The 25,174-nt window shown below is 57.1% G+C and carries 23 protein-coding genes; 18 read left to right on the top strand and 5 right to left on the bottom strand.

The genetic code is table 11. The features are described 5' to 3' along the window. The first annotated feature begins 85 nt into the window (after window positions 1-85). The 5 genes from MJA45_RS16225 (at window position 86) to MJA45_RS16205 (ending at window position 6,821) form a co-directional block, all read left to right on the top strand. On the top strand, window positions 86-805 hold the full coding sequence (locus MJA45_RS16225) for an ABC transporter ATP-binding protein (RefSeq protein ID WP_315602960.1): 720 nt from the start codon (window positions 86-88) through the stop codon (window positions 803-805). Continuing rightward, a complete protein-coding gene (locus MJA45_RS16220; RefSeq protein WP_315602959.1) occupies window positions 802-1,980 on the top strand; it encodes an ABC transporter permease in 1,179 nt (392 codons plus the stop codon). The genes MJA45_RS16225 and MJA45_RS16220 overlap by 4 nt, the downstream gene beginning before the upstream one ends. Window positions 1,981-2,032: 52 nt before the next feature. Beyond that, on the top strand, window positions 2,033-4,567 hold the full coding sequence (locus MJA45_RS16215; RefSeq protein ID WP_315602958.1) for a hypothetical protein: 2,535 nt from the start codon (window positions 2,033-2,035) through the stop codon (window positions 4,565-4,567). A 198-nt stretch (window positions 4,568-4,765) separates the two neighbouring features. Then, a complete protein-coding gene (locus MJA45_RS16210) occupies window positions 4,766-5,470 on the top strand; it encodes a response regulator transcription factor (RefSeq protein WP_315602957.1) in 705 nt (234 codons plus the stop codon). Next, window positions 5,460-6,821, top strand: coding sequence for a sensor histidine kinase (locus tag MJA45_RS16205; RefSeq protein ID WP_315602956.1), 1,362 nt, complete (start codon window positions 5,460-5,462; stop codon window positions 6,819-6,821). Before MJA45_RS16210 ends, MJA45_RS16205 begins: the two co-directional genes overlap by 11 nt. Before the next feature lie 124 nt (window positions 6,822-6,945). Here the strand turns inward: MJA45_RS16205 and MJA45_RS16200 are convergent, their stop codons facing one another. Beyond that, window positions 6,946-7,524 carry a beta-class carbonic anhydrase gene (locus MJA45_RS16200; RefSeq protein WP_315602955.1) on the bottom strand — a complete coding sequence of 193 codons (579 nt, stop codon included), beginning with the start codon at window positions 7,522-7,524 and terminating at the stop codon, window positions 6,946-6,948. A gap of 35 nt (window positions 7,525-7,559) precedes the next feature. Then, a complete protein-coding gene (locus MJA45_RS16195) occupies window positions 7,560-7,886 on the bottom strand; it encodes an iron-sulfur cluster biosynthesis family protein (protein ID WP_315602954.1) in 327 nt (108 codons plus the stop codon). A gap of 123 nt (window positions 7,887-8,009) precedes the next feature. Here MJA45_RS16195 and MJA45_RS16190 point away from each other — a divergent pair, with 123 nt between their 5' ends. From MJA45_RS16190 to MJA45_RS16175, 4 genes are all read left to right on the top strand, one after another. Continuing rightward, window positions 8,010-9,524, top strand: coding sequence for a carboxypeptidase M32 (locus tag MJA45_RS16190; RefSeq protein ID WP_315602953.1), 1,515 nt, complete (start codon window positions 8,010-8,012; stop codon window positions 9,522-9,524). A gap of 122 nt (window positions 9,525-9,646) precedes the next feature. Further along, window positions 9,647-10,648 (top strand): ABC transporter substrate-binding protein, encoded by a 1,002-nt coding sequence (locus MJA45_RS16185; protein ID WP_315602952.1) that lies wholly within the window; start codon window positions 9,647-9,649, stop codon window positions 10,646-10,648. 57 nt (window positions 10,649-10,705) lie between these two features. After that, a complete protein-coding gene (locus MJA45_RS16180) occupies window positions 10,706-11,488 on the top strand; it encodes an ABC transporter ATP-binding protein (RefSeq protein WP_315602951.1) in 783 nt (260 codons plus the stop codon). A gap of 50 nt (window positions 11,489-11,538) precedes the next feature. Further along, a complete protein-coding gene (locus MJA45_RS16175; RefSeq protein WP_407083164.1) occupies window positions 11,539-12,321 on the top strand; it encodes an ABC transporter permease in 783 nt (260 codons plus the stop codon). A 107-nt stretch (window positions 12,322-12,428) separates the two neighbouring features. On the opposite strand, the gene MJA45_RS16170 is transcribed toward MJA45_RS16175, so the two are convergent. Both MJA45_RS16170 and MJA45_RS16165 read right to left on the bottom strand, forming a co-directional pair. After that, window positions 12,429-12,599, bottom strand: coding sequence for a hypothetical protein (locus MJA45_RS16170; RefSeq protein WP_315602949.1), 171 nt, complete (start codon window positions 12,597-12,599; stop codon window positions 12,429-12,431). 98 nt (window positions 12,600-12,697) lie between these two features. Further along, window positions 12,698-13,114, bottom strand: a complete 417-nt coding sequence (locus MJA45_RS16165) for a response regulator (RefSeq protein ID WP_315602948.1) — start codon at window positions 13,112-13,114, stop codon at window positions 12,698-12,700. Window positions 13,115-13,368: 254 nt separating this feature from the next. Between MJA45_RS16165 and MJA45_RS16160 the strand changes: the two genes are divergently transcribed. The 7 genes from MJA45_RS16160 to mutL all read left to right on the top strand — a co-directional run bounded on the left by MJA45_RS16160 (window position 13,369) and on the right by mutL (window position 22,706). Further along, the gene (locus tag MJA45_RS16160; protein ID WP_315602947.1) at window positions 13,369-14,025 is read left to right on the top strand and encodes a Na-translocating system protein MpsC family protein; all 657 of its coding nucleotides are present in this window, start codon (window positions 13,369-13,371) and stop codon (window positions 14,023-14,025) included. A gap of 123 nt (window positions 14,026-14,148) precedes the next feature. After that, a complete protein-coding gene (locus tag MJA45_RS16155) occupies window positions 14,149-14,517 on the top strand; it encodes a response regulator (protein WP_407083049.1) in 369 nt (122 codons plus the stop codon). Window positions 14,518-14,600: 83 nt separating this feature from the next. Then, entirely contained in the window at window positions 14,601-15,590 is a 990-nt protein-coding gene (locus MJA45_RS16150) for an aromatic acid exporter family protein (RefSeq protein ID WP_315602945.1), read from the top strand. A gap of 129 nt (window positions 15,591-15,719) precedes the next feature. Then, window positions 15,720-16,286: an outer spore coat protein CotE gene (locus MJA45_RS16145; RefSeq protein WP_315602944.1), complete on the top strand. Its 567-nt coding sequence runs from the start codon at window positions 15,720-15,722 to the stop codon at window positions 16,284-16,286. Window positions 16,287-16,427: 141 nt separating this feature from the next. Further along, a complete protein-coding gene (locus MJA45_RS16140) occupies window positions 16,428-17,870 on the top strand; it encodes a putative amidoligase domain-containing protein (protein WP_315602943.1) in 1,443 nt (480 codons plus the stop codon). A gap of 62 nt (window positions 17,871-17,932) precedes the next feature. Further along, entirely contained in the window at window positions 17,933-20,713 is a 2,781-nt protein-coding gene (gene mutS / locus MJA45_RS16135) for a DNA mismatch repair protein MutS (protein WP_315602942.1), read from the top strand. 13 nt (window positions 20,714-20,726) lie between these two features. Beyond that, window positions 20,727-22,706, top strand: a complete 1,980-nt coding sequence (gene mutL / locus MJA45_RS16130; protein ID WP_315602941.1) for a DNA mismatch repair endonuclease MutL — start codon at window positions 20,727-20,729, stop codon at window positions 22,704-22,706. A gap of 141 nt (window positions 22,707-22,847) precedes the next feature. Here mutL and MJA45_RS16125 read toward each other — a convergent pair whose 3' ends face one another. Continuing rightward, complete coding sequence (locus MJA45_RS16125) at window positions 22,848-23,195, bottom strand: hypothetical protein (RefSeq protein WP_315602940.1); 348 nt, start codon at window positions 23,193-23,195, stop codon at window positions 22,848-22,850. A gap of 187 nt (window positions 23,196-23,382) precedes the next feature. On the opposite strand from MJA45_RS16125, the gene MJA45_RS16120 reads away from it, so the two are divergent. Together MJA45_RS16120 and miaA are read left to right on the top strand one after the other, a co-directional pair. Next, window positions 23,383-24,177, top strand: coding sequence for a class I SAM-dependent methyltransferase (locus tag MJA45_RS16120; protein ID WP_407083048.1), 795 nt, complete (start codon window positions 23,383-23,385; stop codon window positions 24,175-24,177). After that, the gene (gene miaA, locus MJA45_RS16115) at window positions 24,161-25,126 is read left to right on the top strand and encodes a tRNA (adenosine(37)-N6)-dimethylallyltransferase MiaA (protein WP_315602938.1); all 966 of its coding nucleotides are present in this window, start codon (window positions 24,161-24,163) and stop codon (window positions 25,124-25,126) included. Before MJA45_RS16120 ends, miaA begins: the two co-directional genes overlap by 17 nt. Window positions 25,127-25,174: the final 48 nt, after the last annotated feature.

The raw sequence follows: 25,174 nt of genomic DNA, 5'->3' as shown, positions 1-25,174 counted from the left end.
GTATGGCCGGTAAGTCAAGAAAAAGGCAAAGACAGCCGTGACGGCTTGCCTGCTCCGGCAGGCAGGATTTTCAGGAGGCATGACGATGGACATGATCGTGTTAGACAAAGTAACGAAGGTTTACCGGAGAGGCGACCAGGAGCTCCAAGTGCTCAAGGAGCTTTCCCTCTCGGTCTCCGAAGGGGAATTCGTCGCCATTATCGGCCCGAGCGGATCCGGTAAATCGACTCTAATGAATACAATCGGCCTTCTCGATGTTCCCACTTCGGGAACCTATACGCTGGACGGGGCGGAAACCTCCGGCCTTTCCGATAATCAGATGGCGCGTCTGCGGAATGAGAAGATCGGCTTTATCTTTCAGCAGTTTAACCTGCTCCCGCGCCTGACCGCGATCGAGAATGTGGAGCTTCCCATGATTTATGCCGGGGTTCTGAAGGCCGAACGAAGGGAAAGGGCAGCCCGGATGCTCGAGATGCTGGGAATGGGGGAAAGGGGACACCACAAGCCGAGTGAGCTTTCCGGCGGCCAGCAGCAGAGGGTCGCCATCGCGCGGGCCCTGGCCACTTCCCCGGCCTTGATCCTGGCCGACGAGCCGACCGGCGCCCTCGACACCCGAACCGGAACCGAGGTGCTGGAGCTCATTCTGGAGCTGAACGAGAAGGGCAACACCATCGTTCTCATCACGCATGATTCGCATATTGCGGCTCACGCCAAGCGGATCGTCACGCTGCGGGACGGGGAGATCATAAGCGACCGTCCGAACGAGCCGATCGGTTACGGCAGCAGAGGGGTGAGTGCTTCATGAAACTGATGGAATTGGTCGGCATGGCGCTGCGTACCGTGGTGGCCAACCCCCTTCGCACCATTTTAACCATGCTTGGCGTGATTATCGGGGTCAGCTCGGTCGTTGCGCTGGTGTCAATCGGAACCGGAACGTCCGCCAAGGTGGAGGATCAGTTCGAGAGCCTCGGGACGAACCTTCTGGTCGTGAACGTCATGGACGTGGGCCGGGCCACCCAGCTGAACTACGAGGAGCTGATGCAGTTCGAACAGTTCCCCGAGATCGATATGATCGCCCCGACCATTGTCAAAGCGAATTCGAACATCAAGTATGAGCGCACCCAGCAGAAATTTCAGGTGACCGGTACCAACGACCGGTATGCCGTCATGAACAAAGCCCAGATCGACAAAGGCCGCTTTCTGGCTCCCTCGGACCTGGAGTTCCGCTCGAACGTCGTCGTCCTGGGCAGCGAAGTCGCCAAAACCTTCTTCGGCTTTCAGGACCCGGTCGGAGAGGAGATCAACATTGACGGCGTGGTGTTCACCGTTGTCGGCACCCTGAAGCCAAAAGGAAAGAACATCAACAACACGTCGATCGATACGACCGTCCTGATGCCGCTCGAGACGGCCAGAAGGCAGTACAAGCTCGGGAACATCCGCACGACTTATATTGAAGCCACGAGCAAGGCGGATATCGATACCGCAGAAGCGACGATGAAGCAGTACCTGGCGTACAAGTTCAAATCGGAGGAAGGCTTCGAGGTTCTGAATCAGAACCAGATGCTGACGACGGCGAATGCGGCGTCCAAGCAGCTCAACTACCTGCTTGTCAGCATCGCCTGCATTTCCCTGCTCGTCGGCGGAATCGGGATCATGAACATCATGCTTGTCACCGTCAGCGAAAGAACGAGGGAAATCGGCATCCGCAAATCGATCGGGGCGAAACGCCGAACGATCCTGTTTCAATTCCTCGTGGAATCCGCCGTGATCAGCGGTCTAGGCGGGGTGTGCGGGCTCCTGCTCGGGATCGGGATATCCGCAGGCATTTCCTATTCCTTTCCAAGCGTCACGACCAAAATATCGCTGGCGGTCAGCCTTGGCGCCTTCTTGTTTTCGGTTCTGGTGGGCATTATTTTCGGATTGTATCCGGCCAACAAAGCCTCCAAGCTCCGTCCCATCGACGCCCTGCGGTTTGATTAACTCCTTAGAAAGAAGGGCAATTCCAAGTCACCTACCATTAGGAGGTATTTCCTTGAAAGCATGGTCACGATTTCGTAGGCTGCTGCGTTTGTTCCTGGTATTGGCGGTGGCAGCCGTTCCCTTTACGGCCCTTCCCGCTGTGCCGGCCTCGGCACAGGAGGGCGTTTTCCTAAGCCCGGACGTATACTTTACCCTGGAAGAAGCCTCCCTCTCGAAGGGAACGGACAACCAGAAGCTCCGGTTTGCGGTTCAATTGAACAACGAATCCGGGCAGGTGATCGATTACAACGCTTATGGGGTGAGGGTAGTGGACGCCGGCGGGCAAAGCTACTCCGCTTCCATGAGCGAGAAAGGCACGGCACGGGTTCAGCCGGGCTCCAAAGGGCTGTACCGGTATGCGGCCGATCTGCCGACGGGGCTGACCGCCCAAGATCTCAAGGTAGAGATGATAACCTGGGATTACCGCTCCTCTCTATCCTTCCGGGAGCTGGGTGCTCTTTCCGTAGCTCCCGTCATTCCGGCCGGAACGGGCGGATCCTCCGCGTTTACCGTGGACTTGGACGGGGTGGATTCGTCCCTGCCCGCCGGCTCGACCGTAACTTTTGAGCTCATGGGAAGCTACAAAGTGCTGACCGACGGAAGCTGGACGCTGTATTCGGATCTTCGTGTCCGCAACCAGAGCACCGCCGCCGTCAAGCTCCCTTCGGCACTCCAGCTCGGAGTGCAGGATCCGGACGGTCTCACCTATCCCGCGTCGATCCTCTATGGGGGGGACAAGTCGATTCTGCCTCATCAAACCGCGCTTATCGGAATTCAAGCCAATGTAGGGGCCTTCGGGGGGGCCGACAGCTATTCCCTTGTATTTCTTAAGAAAAACGCCTCCGCGGCTTCTGCGAACGGATCAGGCAGCGGCTCTGGGAATGGAACCAACGGGACAGCCGGCAATGCGGCGGCCTCCTCCTCCACAGACAGCACGCTGTTCGGCTCTCTCAGCCTGGAAGGCAGCTTTCGCACCGCGGCTGTCGGGGACCCGGCCGTCTTGACATCCAAGGGCACCCCGGCTCTTCAAGTGACGATCGACGAGTTCAAGCTGGATGCGGGGGCCGGCGCCACACAGGCGGAAGCCGAACTTACCGTGAAGAACACGGGAGGCAGCGCGCAGGCAGTGCCCGCTCTAGCGGCCGCTTACCAAATCAAAGGGAGCACGCTTTCGATTGGGGCGGCCATGGATACGGAGGAGCACCCCGCCTATTTATCTCCCGGGGAAAGCAGCACCTATCATTTTACGGCGGAGCTTCCGTCCGGACTGGATTCCTCTATGGTCGAGCTTGTCGTCCTGGAGAAGAAGCCGGGAACTCCTTCAGTAACAGCGCCGCTCCTAATCGCACCCGTTCCTGGTGACACCGGCGGCGGATCCGCAGGAGGAACTCCAACGTCCTCAGGCGTTCAGACGCCGGTTGGCAAGCTCTCTCTGACAGTCAAGTCGACCTACCGGCTGAATACCGCGTTGGATGACGATATCCTGATGAGTGAAGTGGAGCTCACGAACCTGGAGAAGAAAGTCATTACCCTGCCTTCCCTATATGCCGGCTACCAGGCAGGAGATATTGACTTGCCGGGAAAAACGGTCCGGATTCAATCCTCTCCTTATTTGAATCCCGGACAGAAAACGACCCTTTACCTGTACAGCAAGCTGTCCTATCAGCTGCCTTTTGAAAGCGGAAAGGTTTATCTGGGGAGCGGAATCCTGGATGCGAAGGCCGGCACCTGGAGCCAGAAGCGCGAATGGTCGAAGCTGGATGTTACGCCGCAGGCGGAGAACATTCACACCGCCGCTCTGTCCAAAGAGTGGATGATCCACGACACCGGCCGGGTTTCCACAGCACAGGTGGTGGACAGCAAGGTGTACGCGAACGGAAATCAGAAGATCATGGCCGTGCGGATCCAGCAAACGAACAAAGAAGCCCGCAATGGCGCATCCGTGTCGTATGTGGGGTATGTAACGGATGGAGAAGGCTCCGTCTGGCAGGCCCAAACGTTGGAGGAACCGGGCAAGCTGTGCAAGGAGTGCTCGGCCATGTCTACCCTATGGGTAACGGTACCCGCGAACGCGGATGAGAGCAAGCTGACGTTCGTGTTCGGACAGAAGCTGGAGGAGGAGGCGTTTGCCGCTCCCCAGCAGTATCCTTTCCAAGTGGTGGATGATCAGGACAGCGTAAGCGACGGACAGCTCAGCGCCGCCATGAATCCTTATCTGCTGACGTTGCAGAACATGCAGTTGGTTTACAGCTCCAAGAAGATCGACCTCAATTTCCAGTACCAGCTGGACAAGGGATTGAACGTGGCCGGCGTGGACAAGAACCGGTCCTTGGTTTTTGAGCTGGTGGACAGCACCGGCACTACGGTCAAAACCTGGGAGTCCCCTCTCGAAGGAGCGGGAGCCCTGGCGAACGGCAGCAGCAAGCTCAGCCTGGATACGGCCGCGGTTCTGGATATTATGGCTCTTCTGAATTCGGCCCAAATGAACGTTTACGAGAAATTCGAAGGGGCTTCCCGTCTGTTGGGAACGATGAAGGTCACCCGGTAATCTCCTGCTTGCGGGACCATTGGAACGCGTCTGCTCTCCTTACGAGAAGCAGGCGCGTTTTTTTCATAGGGTTAAGCAGGGCTTATCCCGCCTGCATGTTGCGAACCTATGGAGAAAAGCTGGCTAAGTAGTGGAGGTGCTAGGTTTTTCCTTTTCCCGTCGTATAATAGAAACATCAACGGAACGGGGGGACGAGCCATGATCCGGATCCTGATTGTGGAAGACGAGGAGAAAATTGCAGCCTTGATGGAACAGTATCTAGAGGCGGAAGGCTATGAGATCACCAGGGCGGGCAGCGGGGAAGAGGCCTTGGAGCGGTATGCCGAGGGAAAGCACGATTTGGTCGTACTGGATTGGATGATGCCCCGCATGAATGGGCTGGATGCCTGCCGTCGGCTCCGCGAGATAGGCCAGCCCGGTATTATTATGGTGACGGCCAAAACGGAAGAGATCGATAAAATCGTAGGGCTCGAATCGGGAGCCGACGATTACTTGACGAAGCCGTTCTCCCTGCGGGAGCTCGCGGCGCGGATCCGCTCCCTGGTCAGACGCATGAACCGCGGCGGAGACCGGGAGAAGAAGGAAGAAGGCGGGCTGATCCGGAGGGGGGAGCTGGTCATCGACGAAGAAAGCAAGCAGGTTTTCCTCAACGGGAAGGAGCTCCGGCTGACGCCTACCGAATATACGCTTCTTCATCTGCTAGCGACCAAGCCCGGGCGGGTCTTCAGCCGGATGCAGCTGCTTCAGCATGCTTTTGAGGAGGAATACGTTCTGGACGAGAGGACGGTCGATTCCCACATTAGCAAGCTGAGAAAGAAGATCGGGGACGACAGCGAGAATCCGGTCTACATTCAGACCGTATACGGCTTCGGCTACCGGTTTGGAGCCAGCCATGAGCATTAGAACCAAGCTCACCCTGGCTATGGGAAGCCTCATTGTGGTAATCATGCTCTGCCTGCTGGCCGTCACCCGGATTCAGTTTTATATTTTGAGGGATTTCGCTTATGCCCAGGACAGGCCCCGTTTCCTTGCCTTGGAGCAGGAGTTCGAGAGGTTCTATCGGGGGAACGGCAGGTCCTGGGAGAAAGTCGAAACCGCTGATTTTCCCCAGGCGGCCTTCTTTCCGGAGATGCTTCTCAAGACGGAAGAAGGAGTGGAGGTTCTTAAAGGCACCGTTCCTGTTAACGGCATGTATAACGACAGTTTCCCGCTTATTCTGGAGGAGGACGGGCGCCGGATCGGTATTCTGTTCGTGATGAACGAGCGGCAGACCCGGATCTACGAGCTTAAAGAGATGTGGTACGATATCCTGCCGAACATCCTGAAGGTCTCCTTGGGGGTAACGTTTCTGGCCGCCCTGATCATTATCTTCTTTCTGACCAGACGGCTGACCCGGCCCATTCGGCGTATCCTGAACGGAATTAACGCTATCGAGCGCGGGGAACCGGACGGGAAGCTTCCGATTGCCCGAAGGGACGAATTCGGAGCCATCGCGCTGGCGCTTCACCGGATGAATGAGAATTGGAGCCGGGCGGAGGCCTCGCGCAAGCAGCTGCTGTCCGACGTTGCCCATGAGCTGAGGACCCCCCTGATGATTATCCAGGGGGAGCTGGAGCTCGTGCTGGAAACGAACCGCCCGATGACCGAACGAAAGGCCTCTTCCCTGCTGGACGAGGTGCTCCGGCTGTCGCGGCTGGTCCACGATGTGCTTGATCTCTCCAAGCTTGAGGCGGGAAGGACCGACCTCAAGAAAAGTGAAGAGAGCCTGGCTTCCCTAGCTGGTCAGCTTATCGAGAAAACCCGCTATTTGGCCGAGGACAAGGCGATTAGCGTGACGCTTGAGGAGCCGGCGGCGGAGGTGCGGGTCCAGGTGGACAAGGCCCGGCTGTTGCAGGCGTTATACAATCTTCTGGCCAATGCCATTCACTATACGGAAGGGGAGGGAAGCGTCCGGCTGACGATAGGAACCGAATACCGGGAGGACAAACGAGGAACCTTCGCCAGCCTTGCCCTCGCTGACACCGGGATCGGGATAGCGGCGGAGGAGCTTCCGCATATCTTTGACCGCTTCTATCGTGCCGACGCTTCCCGCACGCGCAGCGGGACAAGCGGAGGGACGGGGCTCGGGCTCGCCATTGCCAACCAGAACGTCCGTCTGCATGGGGGGTGGATTGAGGCGGAGAGCGAGCCCGGCCGGGGAAGCTGCTTTACGGTGTATCTCCCGTTGGAAGAACTCCGCGGCTCCTTGGGATAGTAATAACCTCGCCTCAGGTTACGGAAGATATTCCAAATAAAAATACAAAAGGCTTTATCAGCTATTCCATGCCCATAAAAAAGCCCCTGCTCCGAAGGAGAAGGGGCCGGCAGGTACACCGCAGTCAGTCAGTGGCTTTAAGGGCATCGTATCCGTTTACGACGAGATCCAGCTTTCCGGTCTTGGGGTCGATGATCAGGCCGTGCACGGTGACGTCCTTAGGCAGCAGGGGATGGTTGCGGACGGTGTTCACGCTTTTCGTCACCGCTTCCTTCACATGCTCGAACCCGGTGAGCCATTGGTTCAGATTGATGCCGGCATGGGTCAGGGTGTCGATCACCGTCTCCGGAATGCCCCGGTTGACGGCCTTCTCGAGCATGCGCTCCGAGTTCAGACCGGTCATGCCGCAATCGTAGTGCCCGATCACATAAACGTCCTCGGCATTCAGTTCATAGATGGCGACCAGAATACTCCGCATGACGCTTCCGAACGGGTGGGAGCAGATCGCTCCGGCGCTCTTGATGATTTTGGCATCGCCGTTGCGGAGATTCAGCGCTTTAGGGAGCAGCTCGACCAAACGGGTATCCATACAGGTAAGAATGACCATTTTCTTCTCGGGAAACTTGTCCGTCACGAAGGCTTCGTATTCCTTATTCTCAACAAAGCTGCGGTTATAAGCAAGAACATCATCTAATTTGTACATGGTCTTCAGACTCCTATTGAATTAGTATAAGGGCTTTATCTTTTGTCTTTCAGGCTCAACGAGGCATTGTAGATTTGGCCGGTACTTTTCAGAACAAACGACTTGCGCTCCGGGTTATAATCGACCGTCATCCGGTCTTCAAAGAAAACCTCGCTCTTCCGGTCGCAGGCAACCGGCACGTAATTGCTCTCCACGGCCAATTCTCCGGAGTGCTCTGGTTGAGCCGGCTCGATCCACAGGTCGGGTACCCCGTTGACGGCACAACCGCAGCCTTCCGTGTCATAGACCAGCTTCAGCCTGCCGGAACCGGCGGCTTTCGTCTCAAGCTGTTCTTTGGCCGCATCCGTAAACACGATCTGCATGGTTTCACTCTCCTTTCTATATAGTTTATCATAAGAAGGGAAAGTTGATAAACGTGATCAGAAAAAGTAAGATCAAGGAGATTCAGCGTACGAGAGCAGGAGAGAAAGGGGCCAAGGCCAAGAATGAGCGAATTGCAAAGCAAACTGGCGGAATTCCGCCAGCTGGTGGCCAAAATCAAAAGCTACGAGGAAGCCATCGGCTTGATTTACTGGGACATGCGAACGGGTGCCCCGAAGAAGGGATTGGCCAGCCGGTCCGAAGTGGTCGGCCAGCTGTCGGGCGAAAGCTTCAAGCTGTCCGTCTCGCCGCAAATGGGAGAGCTGCTGGCGTACTTCCCGGAGAACGGGAGAGAAGACGAGCTGGACACGATCAACCGCCGGGTCGTCCGGGAAACCCGCAAGGAGTACGAGCGGAGCGTCAAGATTCCACCGGATAAATACCAAGCCTATGTCGTTCTTACATCCCAAGCCGAATCCGCCTGGGAGGAATGCAAGCATACGTCCGATTATGCCAAATTCCAGCCTTACCTCGAGAAGATCGTAGCGGCCAATCTGGAGTTTATTGACCTATGGGGCTACGAAGGCACGAAGTACAACACGCTCCTGGATATGTACGAGCCCGGAATGACGGTCGAGAAGCTGGACCAGGTGTTCGGGGCTTTGCGCGATAAGCTCGTTCCGCTGGTCTCCGCCATCGCCTCGTCAAGGAACGCGCCGGCCACCTCGTTCCTGCGGCAGCGGTTCGATATCGAGAAGCAGAAGAAATTCAGCCTCTTTATCCTGGGGCAGATGGGTTATGATTTCGAGGCCGGCCGTTTGGACGAAACGGTCCATCCGTTCGCTACAGGCTTGAATCCGGGGGACGTCCGGATCACGACCCGCTACTTGCCGGAGGATGTGGTCAGCGCGTTGTTCGGTACGATCCACGAAGGCGGCCATGCCTTGTATGAGCAGAACATTTCGTCTGATCTCATCGGCACCAACCTGTGCACGGGCACGTCCATGGGCATTCACGAATCCCAGTCCAGGTTCTGGGAGAATATGGTCGGCCGCAGCCGTGAGTTCTGGAACCGGTACTACGGGGAGCTGCAGCGCACCTTTCCGGGTCAGCTGGATCAAGTGCATGTGGAAGATTTCTATCGGGGCATCAACGAAGTCAAGCCTTCCCTGATCCGGATTGAGGCCGATGAGCTGACCTATAACCTGCATATCATGATCCGCTATGAAATCGAGAAAGCCCTCTTCAGCGAATCGGTGAAGGTGGCCGACCTGCCGGAGTTCTGGAACAGCAAATACAAAGAATACCTGGGCGTCGAACCATCCAATGATGGAGAAGGCGTTCTACAGGACGTGCACTGGTCCGGCGGCTCCTTCGGCTATTTCCCTTCGTATGCGCTCGGCAACATGTATGCGGCCCAAATCCGGCACACGATGCGGCAGAAGCTTCCCCAATTTGATGAGCTGGCGGAGCAGGGCAATCTGATTCCGATCAAGAAATGGCTGACCGACGAGATTTATCAGTACGGGAAGCTCCTTACCCCGAATGAAATCATTACCCAGATTAGCGGGGAAGAGCTGAACCCGGACTATTTGGTCGCTTATCTGGAGGACAAATACAAAGAGATCTATAAGCTGTAAAAGTCCATTCGGCGAACCATCCCGGCCACGGGATGGTTTTTTGGTGTTCCATACAGGCTTTCACCCCGGCCTGGGCTTCTGCATAGGATGATAGGAGCAAAGGAACAAAAGGGGATGAGACAATGCGCCTGTGGAAATGGCCGGCTGCCGTCCTGCTTGCCGCGGCCTTAGTGGTTTTCCCGGCATGCGGCGGGGGTCAGGAGAAGGCCAAAATCAGAATCGGAGAGGTGACCCGATCGATTTTTTATGCCCCTCAGTATGTGGCCCTCTCGCAAGGATTTTTTAAGGAGGAGGGGCTGGAGGTCGAGCTGCAGACAACGGCGGGCGGAGACAAGACCATGACGGCGCTGCTTTCGAATGCAATCGATGTGGCACTGGTTGGCTCGGAGACGTCGATCTACGTGTACCAGCAGGGCTCGGACGATCCCGTCATCAATTTTGCCCAGCTGACCCAGACGGACGGTACGTTCCTGTTTGCCCGCAAGCCCGGAGCATCCTTCGATTGGAACCAGCTGAAGGGAAGCCAGTTCCTGGGACAGCGCAAGGGCGGCATGCCGCAGATGGCCGGGGAATTCACCTTAAAGAAGCATGGCATCAATCCGCAGAAGGATCTGACTCTTATCCAGAACGTGGATTTTGCCAACATTCCGGGTGCCTTCGCGTCAGGTACGGGGGATTATGTTCAATTATTCGAGCCCCAGGCCTCCATCTTTGAGAAGGAGGGACGAGGGAAAGTCGTCGCCTCGTTCGGAGTGGAGAGCGGGCATTTGCCGTACACCGTCTTTATGACCAAGAAGAGCTATCTGTCCAAAAATGGTGCCGCCGTTCAGAAATTCACCAATGCCGTTCAGAAGGCAGAGAAGTGGGTGGCCTCCAAGCCCGTAGAGGAAATCGTAACGGCGATTAAGCCTTATTTTCCGGATACGGACCAGGAAATCTTGAAGAATGTCGTGAAGCGCTACAAAGACCAAGGCTCCTTCGCGGAGGACGGAATCATCGACGAGGCGGAATGGAACAACCTTCAAGCGGTCATGGAGACGGCGGGAGAGCTGAAGACGAAGGTTCCGTTCGGTACGCTGGTTGACAACCGATTTGCGGAGAAGGCTAAGCAGGAGGTCAAGTAAGATGAGACAGCCTCCGTCCGGCCCGCAAGTCGGACGTTTGGGGAAGGGGGAAGGGACGTGGAACAGGCCGCTGTCCGGCTGGACGGAATTACGCAAGTTTACGTAACGGAGAAAGCCGCTTCACTCGCGGTGGACCGGATCAGCCTGCAAATCCGGCAAGGGGAGTTTGTCAGCCTGGTAGGGCCGAGCGGCTGCGGCAAAACCACCCTGCTCTCCATTATAGCGGGCCTTCTCAAGCCGACCCGGGGGACGGTAGAGCTGAACGGGAACCCGGTCACGGGTCCGAGTCCCCGCGTGGGTTACATGCTTCAGCAGGATTATCTTTTTCCGTGGAGGACTATCCTTCAGAATGCCCTGATCGGCCTGGAGCTGAACGGCCAGCTGACTGACAAAACCACCATCTACATTCTTCATCTTCTTGATGAAATGGGGCTGTTATCGACGAAGGACCGCTATCCGGCCGAATTGTCCGGAGGCATGAGGCAGCGGGTGGCCCTGGTCCGCACGATGGCGGTTCAGCCGGAGGTTATGCTTCTCGACGAACCGTTCTCCGCTCTCGATTATCAGACGAAGCTTCAGATGGAGGAGCTGGTCGCCCATACGCTTAGCTCCCATGGCAAAACTGCCCTGCTCGTGACGCATGACATTACCGAGGCGATTGCCATGAGCGACCGTATTCTCATCATGGACCGGAACCCGGGGAGAATCTCCCGCGAAATGGTCGTTCCCGATTCCATTCGCCGGGCCTCTCCGCTGAAAGCAAGAGAGGAGCCCGGTTTTCACGAATTGTTTCATGCCATTTGGCAGGAACTGGAGCCTTCGGAAAGAAAGAAGGGATAACGGTGTCAAAAACCGACCTCTTGGCTCGGCAGCCGGAATTAATCCGGCATATTCACAAGGAGTATCTGTCCGGAAAAAGGGCGAGGGGAAGAAAGGTTCTGGCCGTCCAGTTTCTAATCCTGGCCGGCTTTCTGGGGTTGTGGGAGGCGGCGGGGAGGCTGAAGTGGATCGATGTCCTCCTGTTCAGTTACCCGTCGAAGGTAACCGGCTTGTTGATCTCGAAGCTGCAGGACGGTTCGCTGCTCCCTCATATCGGAATCACGGTCACCGAAACCGTGATCGGGTTTCTGCTGGGGACCCTGTGCGGGACGGCTCTGGCCGTCGTCATCTGGTGGTCGCCTTTTCTCGAGAAGGTGCTCGATCCCTATATCGTCGTTCTGAACAGCATGCCTAAGGTAGCCTTGGGGCCGCTGTTTATCGTCGGCTTGGGACCGGGGTTGTTCTCCATCATCGGAATTACCCTGTCGGTTACGGTTATTGTAACCACCCTGGTCATCTTCTCCAGCTTCCGCGAGGTGGACCCCAATTATATTAAAGTCGTCAGGCTGTTCGGAGGAAACCGCGCGGCGGTTTTCCGCAAGGTGGTGCTTCCGGCCGCCTTTCCCGCTATCGTCTCGACCCTAAAGGTCAATGTGGGGCTGGCGTGGATCGGAGTCATTGTAGGGGAGTTCCTGGTGTCCAAAGAGGGGCTGGGCTATCTGATCATATATGGTTTCCAGGTGTTCAACTTCACGCTAGTCATCGGCAGCCTGTTTATTATCGCACTGGTCGCCGCCGTCATGTACCAGGCGGTGGTCTATTTGGAGGGAAAGCTGATCGGAGGCAGGCGCTGAGCGTAGAGCCGCCGTCGTCCAGCTTCCTTTCCCCTCACCTCCTTTACAACGCGAAGCCCCCCGCCTCAATGGAAGGCAGGGGGCTTCGAGCCGTCATGACAGCGCTGCTATTCTTCGTCTAATTCAGAATAGAATTCGTTCGGCTGGCTGTCCTCGTCCGCGTTATAATTTTTGATCTGACTCAACCGGCCGTTCCGGAGCTCTCCCCGGTCAACCGTTGGAGGACGGTGGGTTTCCCCGTCCCCGTCATGCTTGCTATTGTTGTAGGTGTTCGTCATGTTCTATCCTCCTCGGACGGTTATCGTACCGGGAGTTAGTGTGCCGCAGGACGGAACACCCTATGCTTATGCTTTTTCTCTCTAAAGGCAATCCGGCTTCACAAGTCCCCGTTTACGAGAATTTTCTGAATTCGTTCTCTTCTCAGCGGTTTCTCTACATAATCCACGGCTCCGGCCGACAAGCATTTTTGTTTATCGGCATAACCAGGGTCGGATGTCAGAACAACTAGGGAAACAGACGGATTCCCGAGACGAGCCGCTTGCACGATCTCGGCAACGGTCAGGCTGTTCCTGCTCAACAGCTCGAGGTCCAAAAGGACATAATCGAAAGGCTCCTTCGAGCAAGTCTCCACTAGTTCGGCTGCCGAAAAGGCGATTTCCGAAATGCAGCCCAGGGACTGGACGATCTTGGAAAGAACCTGCTGGTTGATTTCATGCTCTTCCCCTATAAGAATACGCAAAACCTTCTTCTCAGCGGCAACGGTACCTAAGCTCTCTTGCATGATGGATTTCAAGCTCTCCCTTCTTGCCGGTCAAACCTGCTTCTTAACACAAAATCAATACTTATTAACCACAAGGAAGTTCGGTGAAACACTAAAAAGAAAATGGATTACTTCCAAATAATGTAACAAGCATTTGTCATATAAGCGGAGATATTATATGATAGAGGGGGCAGCCGGACAGGAAAGCCGGCGGCTAAACAAACCTCAGCATTGTCATGTAAAGGCGGTTGGATCATTTGTCGGTTGGGAACGAACAGAGGAATCAATTGGCAAGTTATTTAGGCAAACAGCTTCGGGACCGTTTCGGCAAAGGACCGGAGTCCGTCTACGTATCTTCGGACTCTTGCTTTGTCACCCTGCATATCCGTAATTTTCTCGGACCCGTCGAGAAATTTCTTCTCAGCAAGCAGGAAGAGAAAGCTTTCCGTTATACCCGGGAACTGCTCATGAAATCCCTGCTGCCGGAACTGAGCGATTCCATCCGCGAAACTTTAGGCCTTGAAGTAGAAGAGCTATATTACGATTGGGGAATTTATAATTCCTCCGGGGTGATCGTAGGGGTAGCCAAAGGCTCGGATTGGGTTACGCAGTTCCCTGATTACAAGGGAAAGAAGGAACTCCACGAACAAATTAACCGGGTAAGCGCAGAAGTGCAGAAGTGGCCCGAAATGACAAACTCTTACTGGATGAATCCCAGAACGCTTATCGTAATGCGGCGGGGAATCCTGATCAAAATCGAGAAAGAGCTCATTTCCCTAGGTTTTGAAGAGGATTTGAAGATAACCAAGAGGAAGCTGGAGAAACGTCATCTTGCTGAAGAAACCGCGGTAGGCGAGCTGTTTGGCAAGACGGTATCCGATATTTATGTAGACTGGGACTTTTCCTTGGATACCAGTGCGATTGTATATACATTCCAGGATTAAAATACAGGCGGGAATGAACCGGACATGGTGACATGAGCCGGACGTGAGCCGAAGAGGGAGCTATGCTCCTTCTTCGGCTTTTCCTGTTCTTAGGGGGAGGAAGAAACGAACAAGTACCGTGTATTGTGTATCGAAGATAACCGTTTGAACATGGACCTAATGATTCATTTGTTTCGGACATTGCCGGATATGGAACTGATTTGCGCTGAGAATGCGGAAGCGGGGCTTGAACTGGCCCTTTCTGAGCAGCCGGCCCTTATTCTCATGGACATTCATCTTCCCGGCATGAACGGGTACGAGGCGCTTGAGGCCTTGCGTAATCACCGGGAAACGGCAGAGATTCCGGTGATCGCCCTAAGCTCGTTCGCCATGGCGGATGATATCGAGAAAGGGCTGGCCGCGGGCTTCGCCGAATATGTGACTAAGCCGATCGACATTAAAGCATTCATTTCCCTCATCGATAAAATGGTCCGCCGCTCGCCCGTCAAGTGATAACCCGTCCTTTCTTATGCTACAATAAGCCCAAAACCGACGCCGTCGCAGACGGTGAACGGACGGGAGAGGAAACGGGTCGAATGGGAATTCGCGTTATCAAAACCGCATTAGCCGCCTTGCTCGCCATCTACTTGGCCCAATATCTACAACTAAGCTCTGCGCTTTCGGCAGGGCTGTTGGCCGTTCTCGGAGTGGACGTCACCAAGAAGAAAGGGCTCGAGAGCGTCACCGCCCGTCTTCTGGCCTCCATACTGGGCCTGCTGCTAGGATCGGCGCTTTTTGCCGTGTTCGGTTTCCAGGTGTGGGTAATTGCAGTGTTTATTGTGGTTACTTATCCGGTGCTCTCCAAGCTTAAGCTGCAGGATGGAATTGTAACCAGCACCGTTATCATGATACATCTGTTTACCGCCAGGCAGGTGACCCTTCCCCTGCTGTGGAACGAAGTTCTTCTGCTCACGGTGGGACTCGGCACGGCAACCGTCATCAATCTGTTGTACATGCCGAAGGCGTACCGGAATCTCGAAGAGGCCAAGGAAGGGACGGAGGCCGCGTTCTCCTCGATCTTCGAACACCTGGCCCGTCATCTTCGCGACCCGGATCAGATCTGGAACGGACAAGAGATTATAAGGGCCGGGGACTCCATCCGAGATGGCTTGTCCCATGCTAGAACGGCTTCCGAGAACAGCCTGTTTCAGCAGCAGGAGGAATGGCCCCGTTATTTTGCCATGCGCAGCCTTCAGCTCGAATCCATCCAGCGGATGCTGGGGCTGGTTTCCCAAGTCCACGAGAGCCTTCCGCACGGACAGTCCATTGCCGCCCTCTTCGAGGAGCTGAGCGGGGATGTCCGAAGCGAGTACTACGCGGGCAATGTGGAGCGTAAGCTGGATGAGCTGGAGCGCGACTTTCAGCGGATGCCGCTGCCCGAAACCCGGCCTGAATTCGAGGTGCGGTCGGCTTTGCTGCAGCTTTGTCTCGAACTTAGAACCTATCTATCCGTCGCCAAGGCCCGAAAGAAACCGAGAAGAGAAGAGGCCGAACAGCCGGATGCCGGCAAGGGACGCCGGGCGTAAGGCAACTTCAGGCCGCGCACCTCAGACGCGGAGCAAAAAATATTTGTCCCCGCTTTCTGTCGTGGTATCAACATTCGCCCATGTCCTGCATACAATTTAAAAGAATGATTGTATGGAGGAGGTTGAAACATGTCTATCGCAGATAAAGATTTGCAATATCGCGAAATATTAACGAAGGCTGTATGCGGCAAAGGACGTAAATTCAGTCAGGTGAGCCATACCGTCACTCCGCCGAACGCTCCAACCAGCATCCTGGGTGCATGGATTATCAATAACCAGTATGAAGCGGTTAGATCATCGGAAGGGGTCGAGGTCATCGGTACTTATGACGTCAACATCTGGTATTCCTACGACAAGAACACCAAAACAGATGTCGCGAAGGAAACCATTTCGTACGTGGACGTCGTTCCGCTCACTTATCTAGACAAAAGACATAAGTCGTCCACCGCGGAAGTGTCGGCGGTTTCCACCCAGGAGCCAAACTGTGTGGAAGCAAGCGTATCCTCCCGCGGCGACGGAGTCGTTCTCCGGGTCGAACGCGAATTCCAGGTGGAGCTGGTCGCGGAGACCAAGGTAACCGTGGTCGTGAATCCGAAAGGCTTGGATGACCTGGAAGACAAAAGCCTTGATTTTGACAGCGGCGACGGAGACTTCGAGGATTTGGACCTCGATCTCCTGGAGGATGAGCTTTCCTAAGAGCAAGGATTATACCATAAGGTATGCGGAAGAAAGGGCTTTTGCTTAAGGGCAGATGCCCTCTTTTTCGCTATGCGGATGTATTGCGGCTTCCCTCCTCGGCGATGGACCCAGGGGGCGCCGACGTGGAGGGGGATGGAAATGAGCATATTCTTTCTGCATGGAGGAGAGCCCGGGTTGGCGAGTTTGCTTGACCGGCTTACCGTCAAGCAGGGAACCCGGCCACCGGAGGCCGGAAGCGGTACCATTGTCATCCGATGGGGAAAGACGGCGCCCGAGCCTCCGGAAACGAAGATCATCGGAAGAATCCGGCCGGTGCTTCGGGCGGAGCAGGCGAGGACCGTCGCCGCTCTGCTGACACAGGAAGGAATCCGCACCGTGGATAGGAAGAGAGGGAAGGAGGAGCCCTTTCACTATCAATACGTGGTGCCGGTTTTCGACACACGGGCAATCGGTTTGTTTGAGAAGAAGCTTCCCCATCACGATGGCCCTGCTTTTCGTCCCCACGACGAACAGTCCGGCCGGTTTCGGGAGATAGCTCTATCCGGTGCGCCCTTTCACGCCAAGCGCGCGGCGCGGCAGGCCGTCCGGGCGGTCTATGCGCTTGGTCTCGATTACGGAATCGTCAAGATCGCCACCACCCTGAAGGGAGAAACGCTGGTCGAAGAGGTCGATCCGTCCCCCATCCCGGGACCGCGGCTTTCCTCTTTGTTTGCCGCGGCGATTGAACGGCTGCGGAAGGAGAGAGAAGCCGGGGAATCACGCCCGGAACCGCTACTGCTTGGAGCGGATCCGGAGTTTCTGCTCCGCCGTCCCGGGGGCAGAATCGTCTCCGCCTCCCGCTATATGGAACGGATGGGGGAGGCTGGCTGTGACGGGATTATCTTAAGAGGCCAACGCGTGATTTTGCCGCTGGCCGAACTGCGGCCGGAGCCTAGTCCGTCCCCGCGGGTACTTGTCGAGAATCTTAAAGAGGCCATGCTTCGGGCCTCCAGTCAGATCACCGATCCCGAGCTGGAATGGCTTACCGGGGGCATGCCCGTCCCGGGATTTCCGTTAGGGGGTCACATACATTTCAGCGGCATTCCCCTCACTTCCCGTCTTTTAAGGACGTTGGATACCTATTTGGCCCTTCCCCTGGTTCTGCTCGAAGATGAGCAGTCGCGCCGGAGGCGGCCCCGCTACGGAAGCCTGGGTGACTTTCGCCGCAAACGCCATGGAGGATTCGAATACCGAGCCCTCCCCAGCTGGCTCGACCACCCGGAACGGGCGGCCGGAGTGCTGGCTCTGGCTCGGCTCATCGCGCTGAGCAGCGACAGCCTTATGCAGGAACCGCTCGACCATCCGGATATCCGCAAGCTTTATTATGCCGGAGACAGCACGAGGCTGCTGCCCGTCGCAAGAAAGCTATGGGAGGAGCTGGAGACGATGCCTGCCTATGGAGAATACGGAACGGAGCTGAATCGGCTGAAGAGAGAGATTCTGGAGGAAACCGGAAGGGCGGTCGCGGAGGATTTTCGCCCCGCCTGGAAAATCCCCCCCTTCGGCCCGGCCAAAACGCCTCTCCCGGAGATTATGGTATAATAGAAGCAATAGAGTCTGCCGGCTGCCGGCAGACCTCAGCTATTTCGTTTCTGGGGGTTCCTATGACGCAATACACACCGATGATGCAGCAATATTTGTCCGTAAAGGCCGAGGTCCCGGACGCTTTTTTGTTTTTCCGGCTTGGTGATTTCTATGAAATGTTTTTCGAAGACGCCGTGCTCGCCTCCCGAGAGCTCGAGCTGACGCTGACGGGGCGAGTCGGCGGAGCGGAAGAGAAAATCCCCATGTGCGGCGTTCCCTATCATTCCGCTGAGGCTTACATAATCCGGTTGATCGAGAAGGGCTACAAGGTGGCCATATGCGAGCAGGTGGAGGACCCGGCGGAAGCCAAAGGAGTCGTCCGGCGGGAAATCGTCCGAATCGTGACCCCCGGAACGCTGATGGAAGGAAAGCTGCTGAAGGAAGCCGCCAATAATTACATTGTGGCCGTATCCGAGGAAGACAGCGGATATGGGTTTGCCGCCTGCGACATGACGACAGGCGAGCTGTACGTCACTTCTCTGCCCTCCGCGACGGAAGGGCTTTTGGACGAAATCATCGCTTACAGCCCTTCCGAGCTTCTTGGCCCCGCCCGGCTTCTGGATGCCATCCGCCCGATTCTTCCTCCGGCTATGAAGCCGGTAGTCATGACGAGATGGGACAAGCGTGACGATCCCTTTCTGGAGGAGCACTTTAGAGACGGAGAGACCGGCGGTTTGGACGGGGCGTCCTTTGCAGCCGTTTCTTTCCTGATGGCCTACCTGAAGGACACCCAGAAAAGAACGCTCGTCCATATCACCCGCATCCGCACCTATGAAACCCGTCAGTTTATGACCATGGATCCTTTTACCCGGCGCAACCTGGAGCTGGTCGAGACGGTAAGGGACCGCTCGAAGAAAGGGTCTCTTCTGTGGCTGCTCGACTCCACGGTTACCTCCATGGGAGGCCGGATGCTGAGGCGGTGGGTGGAAAAGCCGCTCATGAACCGGTCTCACATCGAAGAGCGTCTCGAAGCGGTGGATCGTCTCTATCACCAGCTTATCGTACGGGAAGAGCTGCGGACGGCCCTCAAGGACGTCTATGATCTGGAACGGCTGGTGGCGCGGATCTCGTACGGAAACGCGAACGGCCGTGATTTGGTGGCCCTGAGAAAATCGCTCGAGCAGATTCCTTCCTTCCGGGAGGCGTGCGTGGACTCCGGCTCCGCAACGCTCGGAAAGCTGGTGGAAGGCATGGACGCCTGCCAGGATGTGCGGGAATGGATTGAGGCCGCTATCGTGGAGGAGCCCCCCGTCTCCGTAAGGGACGGAGGCTTAATCAAGGACGGGTACCATGAACACCTGGACAAGCTGAAAGAAGCAGACCGCGGAGGGAAACAGTGGATCGCGGAGCTGGAGCGGCGGGAGCGGGAGAGAACGGGCATTGGTTCGCTCAAAGTCGGATTTAACAAAGTATTCGGCTATTATATCGAAGTCACCCGCACTCACCTCGGCAAGCTGCCGGAGGGGCTGTATGAGCGCAAGCAGACGCTCGCCAATGCCGAACGGTTTATTACTCCGGAGCTGAAGGAAAAGGAAGCGCTCATTCTGGAAGCCCAGGAGAAGATGGTCGATATCGAATACGAGCTGTTCTCGGAGCTTAGGGAGAAGATCGCCGGTCAAATCGGACGGCTGCAAAAGCTCGCAGAAATCATCGGAACGGCCGATGTGTACCAGTCGCTTGCCACGGTCAGCGCCGCCAACCGGTTCGTTCGGCCGGTGCTTGGCGAAGGATACGATCTCCAGCTGGAGGAGGCCCGGCATCCGGTCGTGGAGGCGGTTATGAAGGAGGGTGCCTTCATTGCCAACAGCACCAGCCTGACCCGCGACGAAGCCCGCATCCTGCTTATAACCGGTCCCAACATGGCCGGCAAAAGCACCTACATGCGCCAGGTGGCCATCGTCTGCATCATGGCGCAGATCGGGTGCTTCGTCCCGGCGGAGCGGGCCGAGGTTCCTCTGACCGACCGGATCTTCACCCGGATCGGGGCGGCTGACGACCTGATTGGCGGACAAAGCACCTTCATGGTGGAGATGATGGACATCCAGGTCATGACCGAGAAAGCGACCGAGCGAAGTCTGGTGATCATCGACGAGCTGGGCCGGGGGACCTCGACGGGCGAAGGCATGGCCATCGCCCAGGCCGTCATCGAGTTTCTTCACCATGAGATTGGATGCAAAACGCTCGTTTCCACCCACTTCCATGAGCTGGCTCATCTGGAGGAAAGCCTGCCCTACCTGCAAAATTACTGCATGGCCGTCAAGGAAAGCGGCCAGCAGGTCACTTTCCTGCGCAAGCTGATCCGCGGGGCGGCGGATACGAGCTACGGCATCTACTGCGCGGAGATCGCCGGTCTGCCCGAGAGCATCATCCAGCGGTCGTACGACCTGCTGAATGCCTTTGAGGAGCGGGCGGCGGCCTCCGCCGAGCGGGAAGCGGCGGCAGGGGCGGAAACACCGGCTCCCGCGCGTAAGCCGCATGAATCGGAGGGAAGGATCGCCTCCGGAGAAGAGAGACTCGCTTCCGGAGACGCACGCGTTGTCAGGGAAGCGGCCGCCGGACAAGCTTATCCCGCCGGCCCTTCCGCAGAGGCGGACAAGAACGGGGAAGGAGCCGAGCCAGGCAGGCGCGGCGGAGGATTCGTGCAGCTCAGCCTGTTTGCCGAGGAGCCGGCACCCGTCCCGAAGAAGGCCGATTCCAAAGCCGACCTCCTCGCCGAACGGATCCGCCAGGCGGATTTGATTAACATGACTCCTTTGCAGGCGATGAACCTGCTCTACGAGCTAAAGCAGAAGCTTCAGTAAGGAGGAAGCGCAAGTGGCCAAAATAACGATACTGGACGATCATATTGCGAACCTGATTGCCGCGGGCGAGGTGGTCGAGAGACCCTCCTCGGTGGTGAAGGAGCTGGTCGAGAACGCGGTCGATGCGGGCAGCACCCGCATCGACGTGACGATCGAAGAGGGCGGGCTGAAGCTTATTCGGGTGAAGGACAACGGCTCCGGGATGGAGCCGGAGGACATCTCCCTCGCCTTCGAGCGCCACGCCACCAGCAAGATTGCCACCGGCCGGGATCTGTTCCAGATCCGGACGCTAGGGTTTCGGGGAGAGGCGCTGCCGAGCATTGCGTCCGTTGCCAAGGTGGACTGCACCACCTCCGCCGAGACGAGCGGCCTTGGCCGCCGTCTTGTCGTCGAAGGGGGGAAGGTGGAAGCCTTGGAGGAAGTCACCGCCCCGCGGGGGACGGATATTCTCGTCAAGGAGCTCTTCTACAATACCCCCGCCCGGTTGAAATACATGAAAACCATCCAGACGGAGCTCGGGCACGTCTCCGATTATATTTACCGGCTGGCCCTTGCCCATCCGGGTATCGCCCTGACCCTGAAGCACAACGGGCATACCCTGCTCCAAACGCTGGGAAATGGGGACCTGCTTCAGGTCATCGCGGCCATCTACGGGACGGCTACCGCCAAGAGCATGCTTCCCGTCGAAGGGGAGGACCTGGATTACCGGCTCCACGGCTTCGTGTCGAAGCCGGAGCTGACGCGGGCGAACCGGATGGCGCTGTCCGTGGTCGTGAACGGCCGCTACATCCGCAGCAACGCCCTCGCTCACGCCATCATGAGAGCTTATCACACCCTGCTGCCGATCAACCGCTATCCGGTGGCGGTGCTTCATCTGGAAATGGCCCCCTCCTTGCTGGATGTCAACGTGCATCCGGCGAAGCTCGAGGTCCGCTTCAGCAAGGAAGCCGAGCTGCTTGAGTTCACCGAGCAGCAGGTCCGGGCGGTGCTCCAGCGGCAGGTGCACATCCCGCAGGCGGCCAAGCAAAGCATCGGCCGCACCGCGGTCGTGCAGGAGCAGCTCGCGCTCTACCGCCCGGGCGCCGAGCCGGCCCCCGCCGCGGATGCGCCGCTGCCGCCGGCCCCGCCGGAGCCCGGCGGCGAGCCGGCCGCCGACGGCCAGCCGCCTGCCGCGAGCTGGCCGCAGGCCGAAGCCGCGGCGGCTTCGGCACCCGCGCGCAGCGGCGCACCGGCGGGCGGCTGGCCGGCTCCGGAGCGCTACGCCGGAGCTTCCGCGGCCCGCCCCTCGGGGGGCGGCAGCGGCGGCTCGGCTTGGCGGCCCGCGGTTCCGGCGCCGCCGCTGCCGGCGGACATGCTGGCCCGGCTCGCTTCGGCGCCGGATGCAGTCGGCGGGCCGGCCAGGCTGCCGGAGTTCCCGAAGCTCGCCCCGATCGGGCAGCTTCACGGCACGTACCTCGTCGCCCAGAACGAGGAGGGCATGTTCCTCATCGACCAGCATGCCGCTCACGAACGGATCAACTACGAGTATTATTACGAGAAGTTCGGCAAACCGGCAGAAGCGAGCCAGGAGCTCCTCGTTCCCATCACGCTGGAATTTACCCCGTCGGAGACGGAGCTGATGAAAGCCAGGCTGCCGGTATTCGAGCAGGCGGGCGTCTATATCGAGCCTTTCGGAGGGAATTCCTTCATTGTCCGGGCTTATCCCCACTGGTTCCCGGACGGGGAAGAGAAGCGAATCATCGAAGAGATGGCCGAGTGGATTCTTTCCGAGAGGAAGGCGGTGGACATCGCCAAATTGAGGGAGAAGGCCTCCACGCTGTGCTCTTGCAAAGCTTCCATTAAAGCGAACCAGAGCCAGACAAAGGTGGAGATGGAGGCTCTCCTCGATCGGCTGGCGGCCTGCCGGAATCCTTATACGTGCCCGCATGGCCGTCCCATCGTGGTCAGCTTCTCTACCTATGAGCTGGAGAAGATGTTCAAGCGCGTCATGTAAGCGTTCTGAGCATAAGGAACGGCCGTTTAATAAAACGATGGGGAATGCGCCTCCAGTTGGGGGCGTGTTCAGCCTAAAAAAGGGAGCCGGGCGTGTTCGCCCCGGCTCCCTTTATGATGACTTGGCTATTGGTCTCCCGGCTTATTTCTCTATGAGTTCATTGCCGTTCCTTGGCTGGAGAACCCTCATCTGCTCAATATGAGCTTTGGTTTCCGGAACCCCCAGCCGATGGATCAGCTTGTACACCTCTTGAAGGCGGATGTCCGACGGCAAATTCTTCTCGTCCTGGTCGTCCTCCGGAAACGCTTCATAAGGCGTTTTGGCCCGGCCGATCAGCCACTGCTCGGTATCCTCCGATTCTTCGATAAGCTCTTGAAGGAGCCCGACTTCCTCCGGCGTCGCTTCTATTTCAAATTCATATTCTTTCGATTCCTCCAAAGGAAGGATTTCATTTCTGCCTAGGCTTACCCCATAAGAAAGTTTGTCCATGATCGTTTCACTCCTCTTCTTAAGGCCTTTACACAACCAATACCCGATAAGCAGCCGCAAGAAACAGGAGAAGGGGCCTGGCTTATCAAACCCGGCCAAAAAGAGTATACTCGTTAAGGAAACCGCCGCAGGCCTGAAACGCTTCGTTGTCCACGAGAAAGCCGGGCTGCGGCAACATTAGGAGGAGGTGAACGGTTTGATTGTAACCACGTCCTACAATCCCTCCGAAACCATAGTGGGCCGCTCCCGCCAATGGGCCGCCGAGCTGGGAGCCCAATGGGTGCCGAGGAGGCGGCTGTCGATCCGCCAATTGAGGGAACGGTATGCGACGGCCGGCATTCTGCTCCAGACCGAGCGCCAGCTTCAATATTACCCGGAAGGGGAGGACTTCCTCTATTTTCATCCCAGCATGGCTCATGTGCGGATCAAAAGGCTGGAGAGAGGGGAGCCCGATCCGATGCTGGAGCTCTCGGGAGCGAGGCCAGGGGATGCTATCCTCGACTGCACGGCGGGACTTGCGTCCGACGCCCTGGTTTTTTCGTACGCCGCAGGAGCGTCGGGAAAGGTGACCGCCCTGGAAAGCGAACGCGTGCTGGCTCTTCTGCTGCGGGAAGGCTTGCAGGCTTATCCCACGGATCTGGCCCCGTTGGAGGAGGCGATGAGGAGAATCGAAATCCGGCATGCCGAGCATCTGTCGTATTTGCGCTCCCAGCCGGATGATAGCTGCGATATTGTCTATTTCGATCCGATGTTCCGGCTGCCTCTCGAGGACTCCAGTGCCATTTCCCCGCTTCGCCAGGCGGCGAATCCCCATCCTCTGTCACCGGAGGCCGTAAAGGAAGCGGTCCGCGTGGCACGCCGGAGAGTGGTTCTGAAGGACCACCGGGACAGTCCGGAGTTCGAGCGCCTCGGCTTTTACCGTCCGAAGCGGACCCGCACCAAAATTACATACGGAGTGATCGATTGTGGAACGTCATCTTGAGAACAAGCCGGAGCTTCTAGTCCTCATTGGGCCGACGGCTGTAGGCAAAACCAAGCTCAGTATAGCCCTGGCAAGGGCCCACGGGTGTGAAATCATATCCGGAGACTCCATGCAGGTATACCGGGGGATGGACATCGGAACAGCCAAGATCACCCCGGAGGAACAGCAGGGCGTTCCCCACCATCTGATCGATATTCTTAATCCGGACGAGCCCTTTTCGGCGGCCGATTTTCAGGAGCGGGCGGGTCAAGCTATCCGGGATATCCGTTCCCGGAACCGTCTGCCTTTTGTAGTGGGAGGGACGGGTCTTTATATTGAATCTTTATGCTACCAGTACCGGTTCAGCGAAGGGGGAGCGGATGAAGCGTTCCGCGAGGAGCAAATGAGGTATCTGCAGGACTACGGGCCCGAAGCGCTCCACGACCGCTTAAGGGAAGTGGATCCCCCGTCGGCTGACCGGCTGCATCCGAACGATTACCGCCGGGTGATCCGGGCGCTCGAAATCCATCACGTGACGGGCGCCACCTTGTCGGAACAGCTCGCCGGCCAGAACAAGGAATCTCCTTACCGGCTCTGCCTGATCGGGCTGACGATGGACAGGGCGCTGCTCTACAAACGGATCGAAGAAAGGATCGACGAGATGCTCGAAAAAGGGCTTCTGCGCGAAGTGCAAGGGCTTCTGGAGAGGGGCTGCTCCCCGGATTTGATTTCCATGCAGGCGTTGGGGTATAAAGAAATGGTGGGATATTTGCGCGGGGACTATTCCTATGAGCATGCCGTTTACCTGCTGAAACGGGACACCCGGAGGTTCGCCAAGCGGCAGCTTTCCTGGTTCCGGCATATGAAGGATATCCACTGGGTGGATGTGACGGATACGGTAAACTTTGCTGGGCATTTACAGACAATTAATGCTATAATAGCAACAAAGTATACCGAATCCGAAGCTTGACGGAAGCTCATCGAACTACGCGATGACGGGAATTTTTCCATATTTGAA

Source organism: Paenibacillus aurantius (assembly GCF_032268605.1).
Lineage (GTDB): Bacteria > Bacillota > Bacilli > Paenibacillales > NBRC-103111 > Paenibacillus_AO > Paenibacillus_AO aurantius.
This window is presented reverse-complemented; position numbering and strand designations above follow the sequence as displayed.

Excerpts from the sequence above, each read along its gene's own strand:
- MJA45_RS16195 (WP_315602954.1), bottom strand. The coding sequence starts at position 7,886 with ATGCAGATCGTGTTTACGGATGCGGCCAAAGAACAGCTTGAGACGAAA.
- MJA45_RS16210 (WP_315602957.1), top strand. The coding sequence starts at position 4,766 with ATGATCCGGATCCTGATTGTGGAAGACGAGGAGAAAATTGCAGCCTTG.
- MJA45_RS16190 (WP_315602953.1), top strand. The coding sequence starts at position 8,010 with ATGAGCGAATTGCAAAGCAAACTGGCGGAATTCCGCCAGCTGGTGGCC.
- MJA45_RS16220 (WP_315602959.1), top strand. The coding sequence starts at position 802 with ATGAAACTGATGGAATTGGTCGGCATGGCGCTGCGTACCGTGGTGGCC.
- MJA45_RS16140 (WP_315602943.1), top strand. The coding sequence starts at position 16,428 with ATGAGCATATTCTTTCTGCATGGAGGAGAGCCCGGGTTGGCGAGTTTG.
- MJA45_RS16225 (WP_315602960.1), top strand. The coding sequence starts at position 86 with ATGGACATGATCGTGTTAGACAAAGTAACGAAGGTTTACCGGAGAGGC.
- MJA45_RS16200 (WP_315602955.1), bottom strand. The coding sequence starts at position 7,524 with ATGTACAAATTAGATGATGTTCTTGCTTATAACCGCAGCTTTGTTGAG.
- mutS (WP_315602942.1), top strand. The coding sequence starts at position 17,933 with ATGACGCAATACACACCGATGATGCAGCAATATTTGTCCGTAAAGGCC.
- MJA45_RS16205 (WP_315602956.1), top strand. The coding sequence starts at position 5,460 with ATGAGCATTAGAACCAAGCTCACCCTGGCTATGGGAAGCCTCATTGTG.
- MJA45_RS16170 (WP_315602949.1), bottom strand. The coding sequence starts at position 12,599 with ATGACGAACACCTACAACAATAGCAAGCATGACGGGGACGGGGAAACC.
- MJA45_RS16150 (WP_315602945.1), top strand. The coding sequence starts at position 14,601 with ATGGGAATTCGCGTTATCAAAACCGCATTAGCCGCCTTGCTCGCCATC.
- MJA45_RS16125 (WP_315602940.1), bottom strand. The coding sequence starts at position 23,195 with ATGGACAAACTTTCTTATGGGGTAAGCCTAGGCAGAAATGAAATCCTT.
- MJA45_RS16145 (WP_315602944.1), top strand. The coding sequence starts at position 15,720 with ATGTCTATCGCAGATAAAGATTTGCAATATCGCGAAATATTAACGAAG.
- MJA45_RS16185 (WP_315602952.1), top strand. The coding sequence starts at position 9,647 with ATGCGCCTGTGGAAATGGCCGGCTGCCGTCCTGCTTGCCGCGGCCTTA.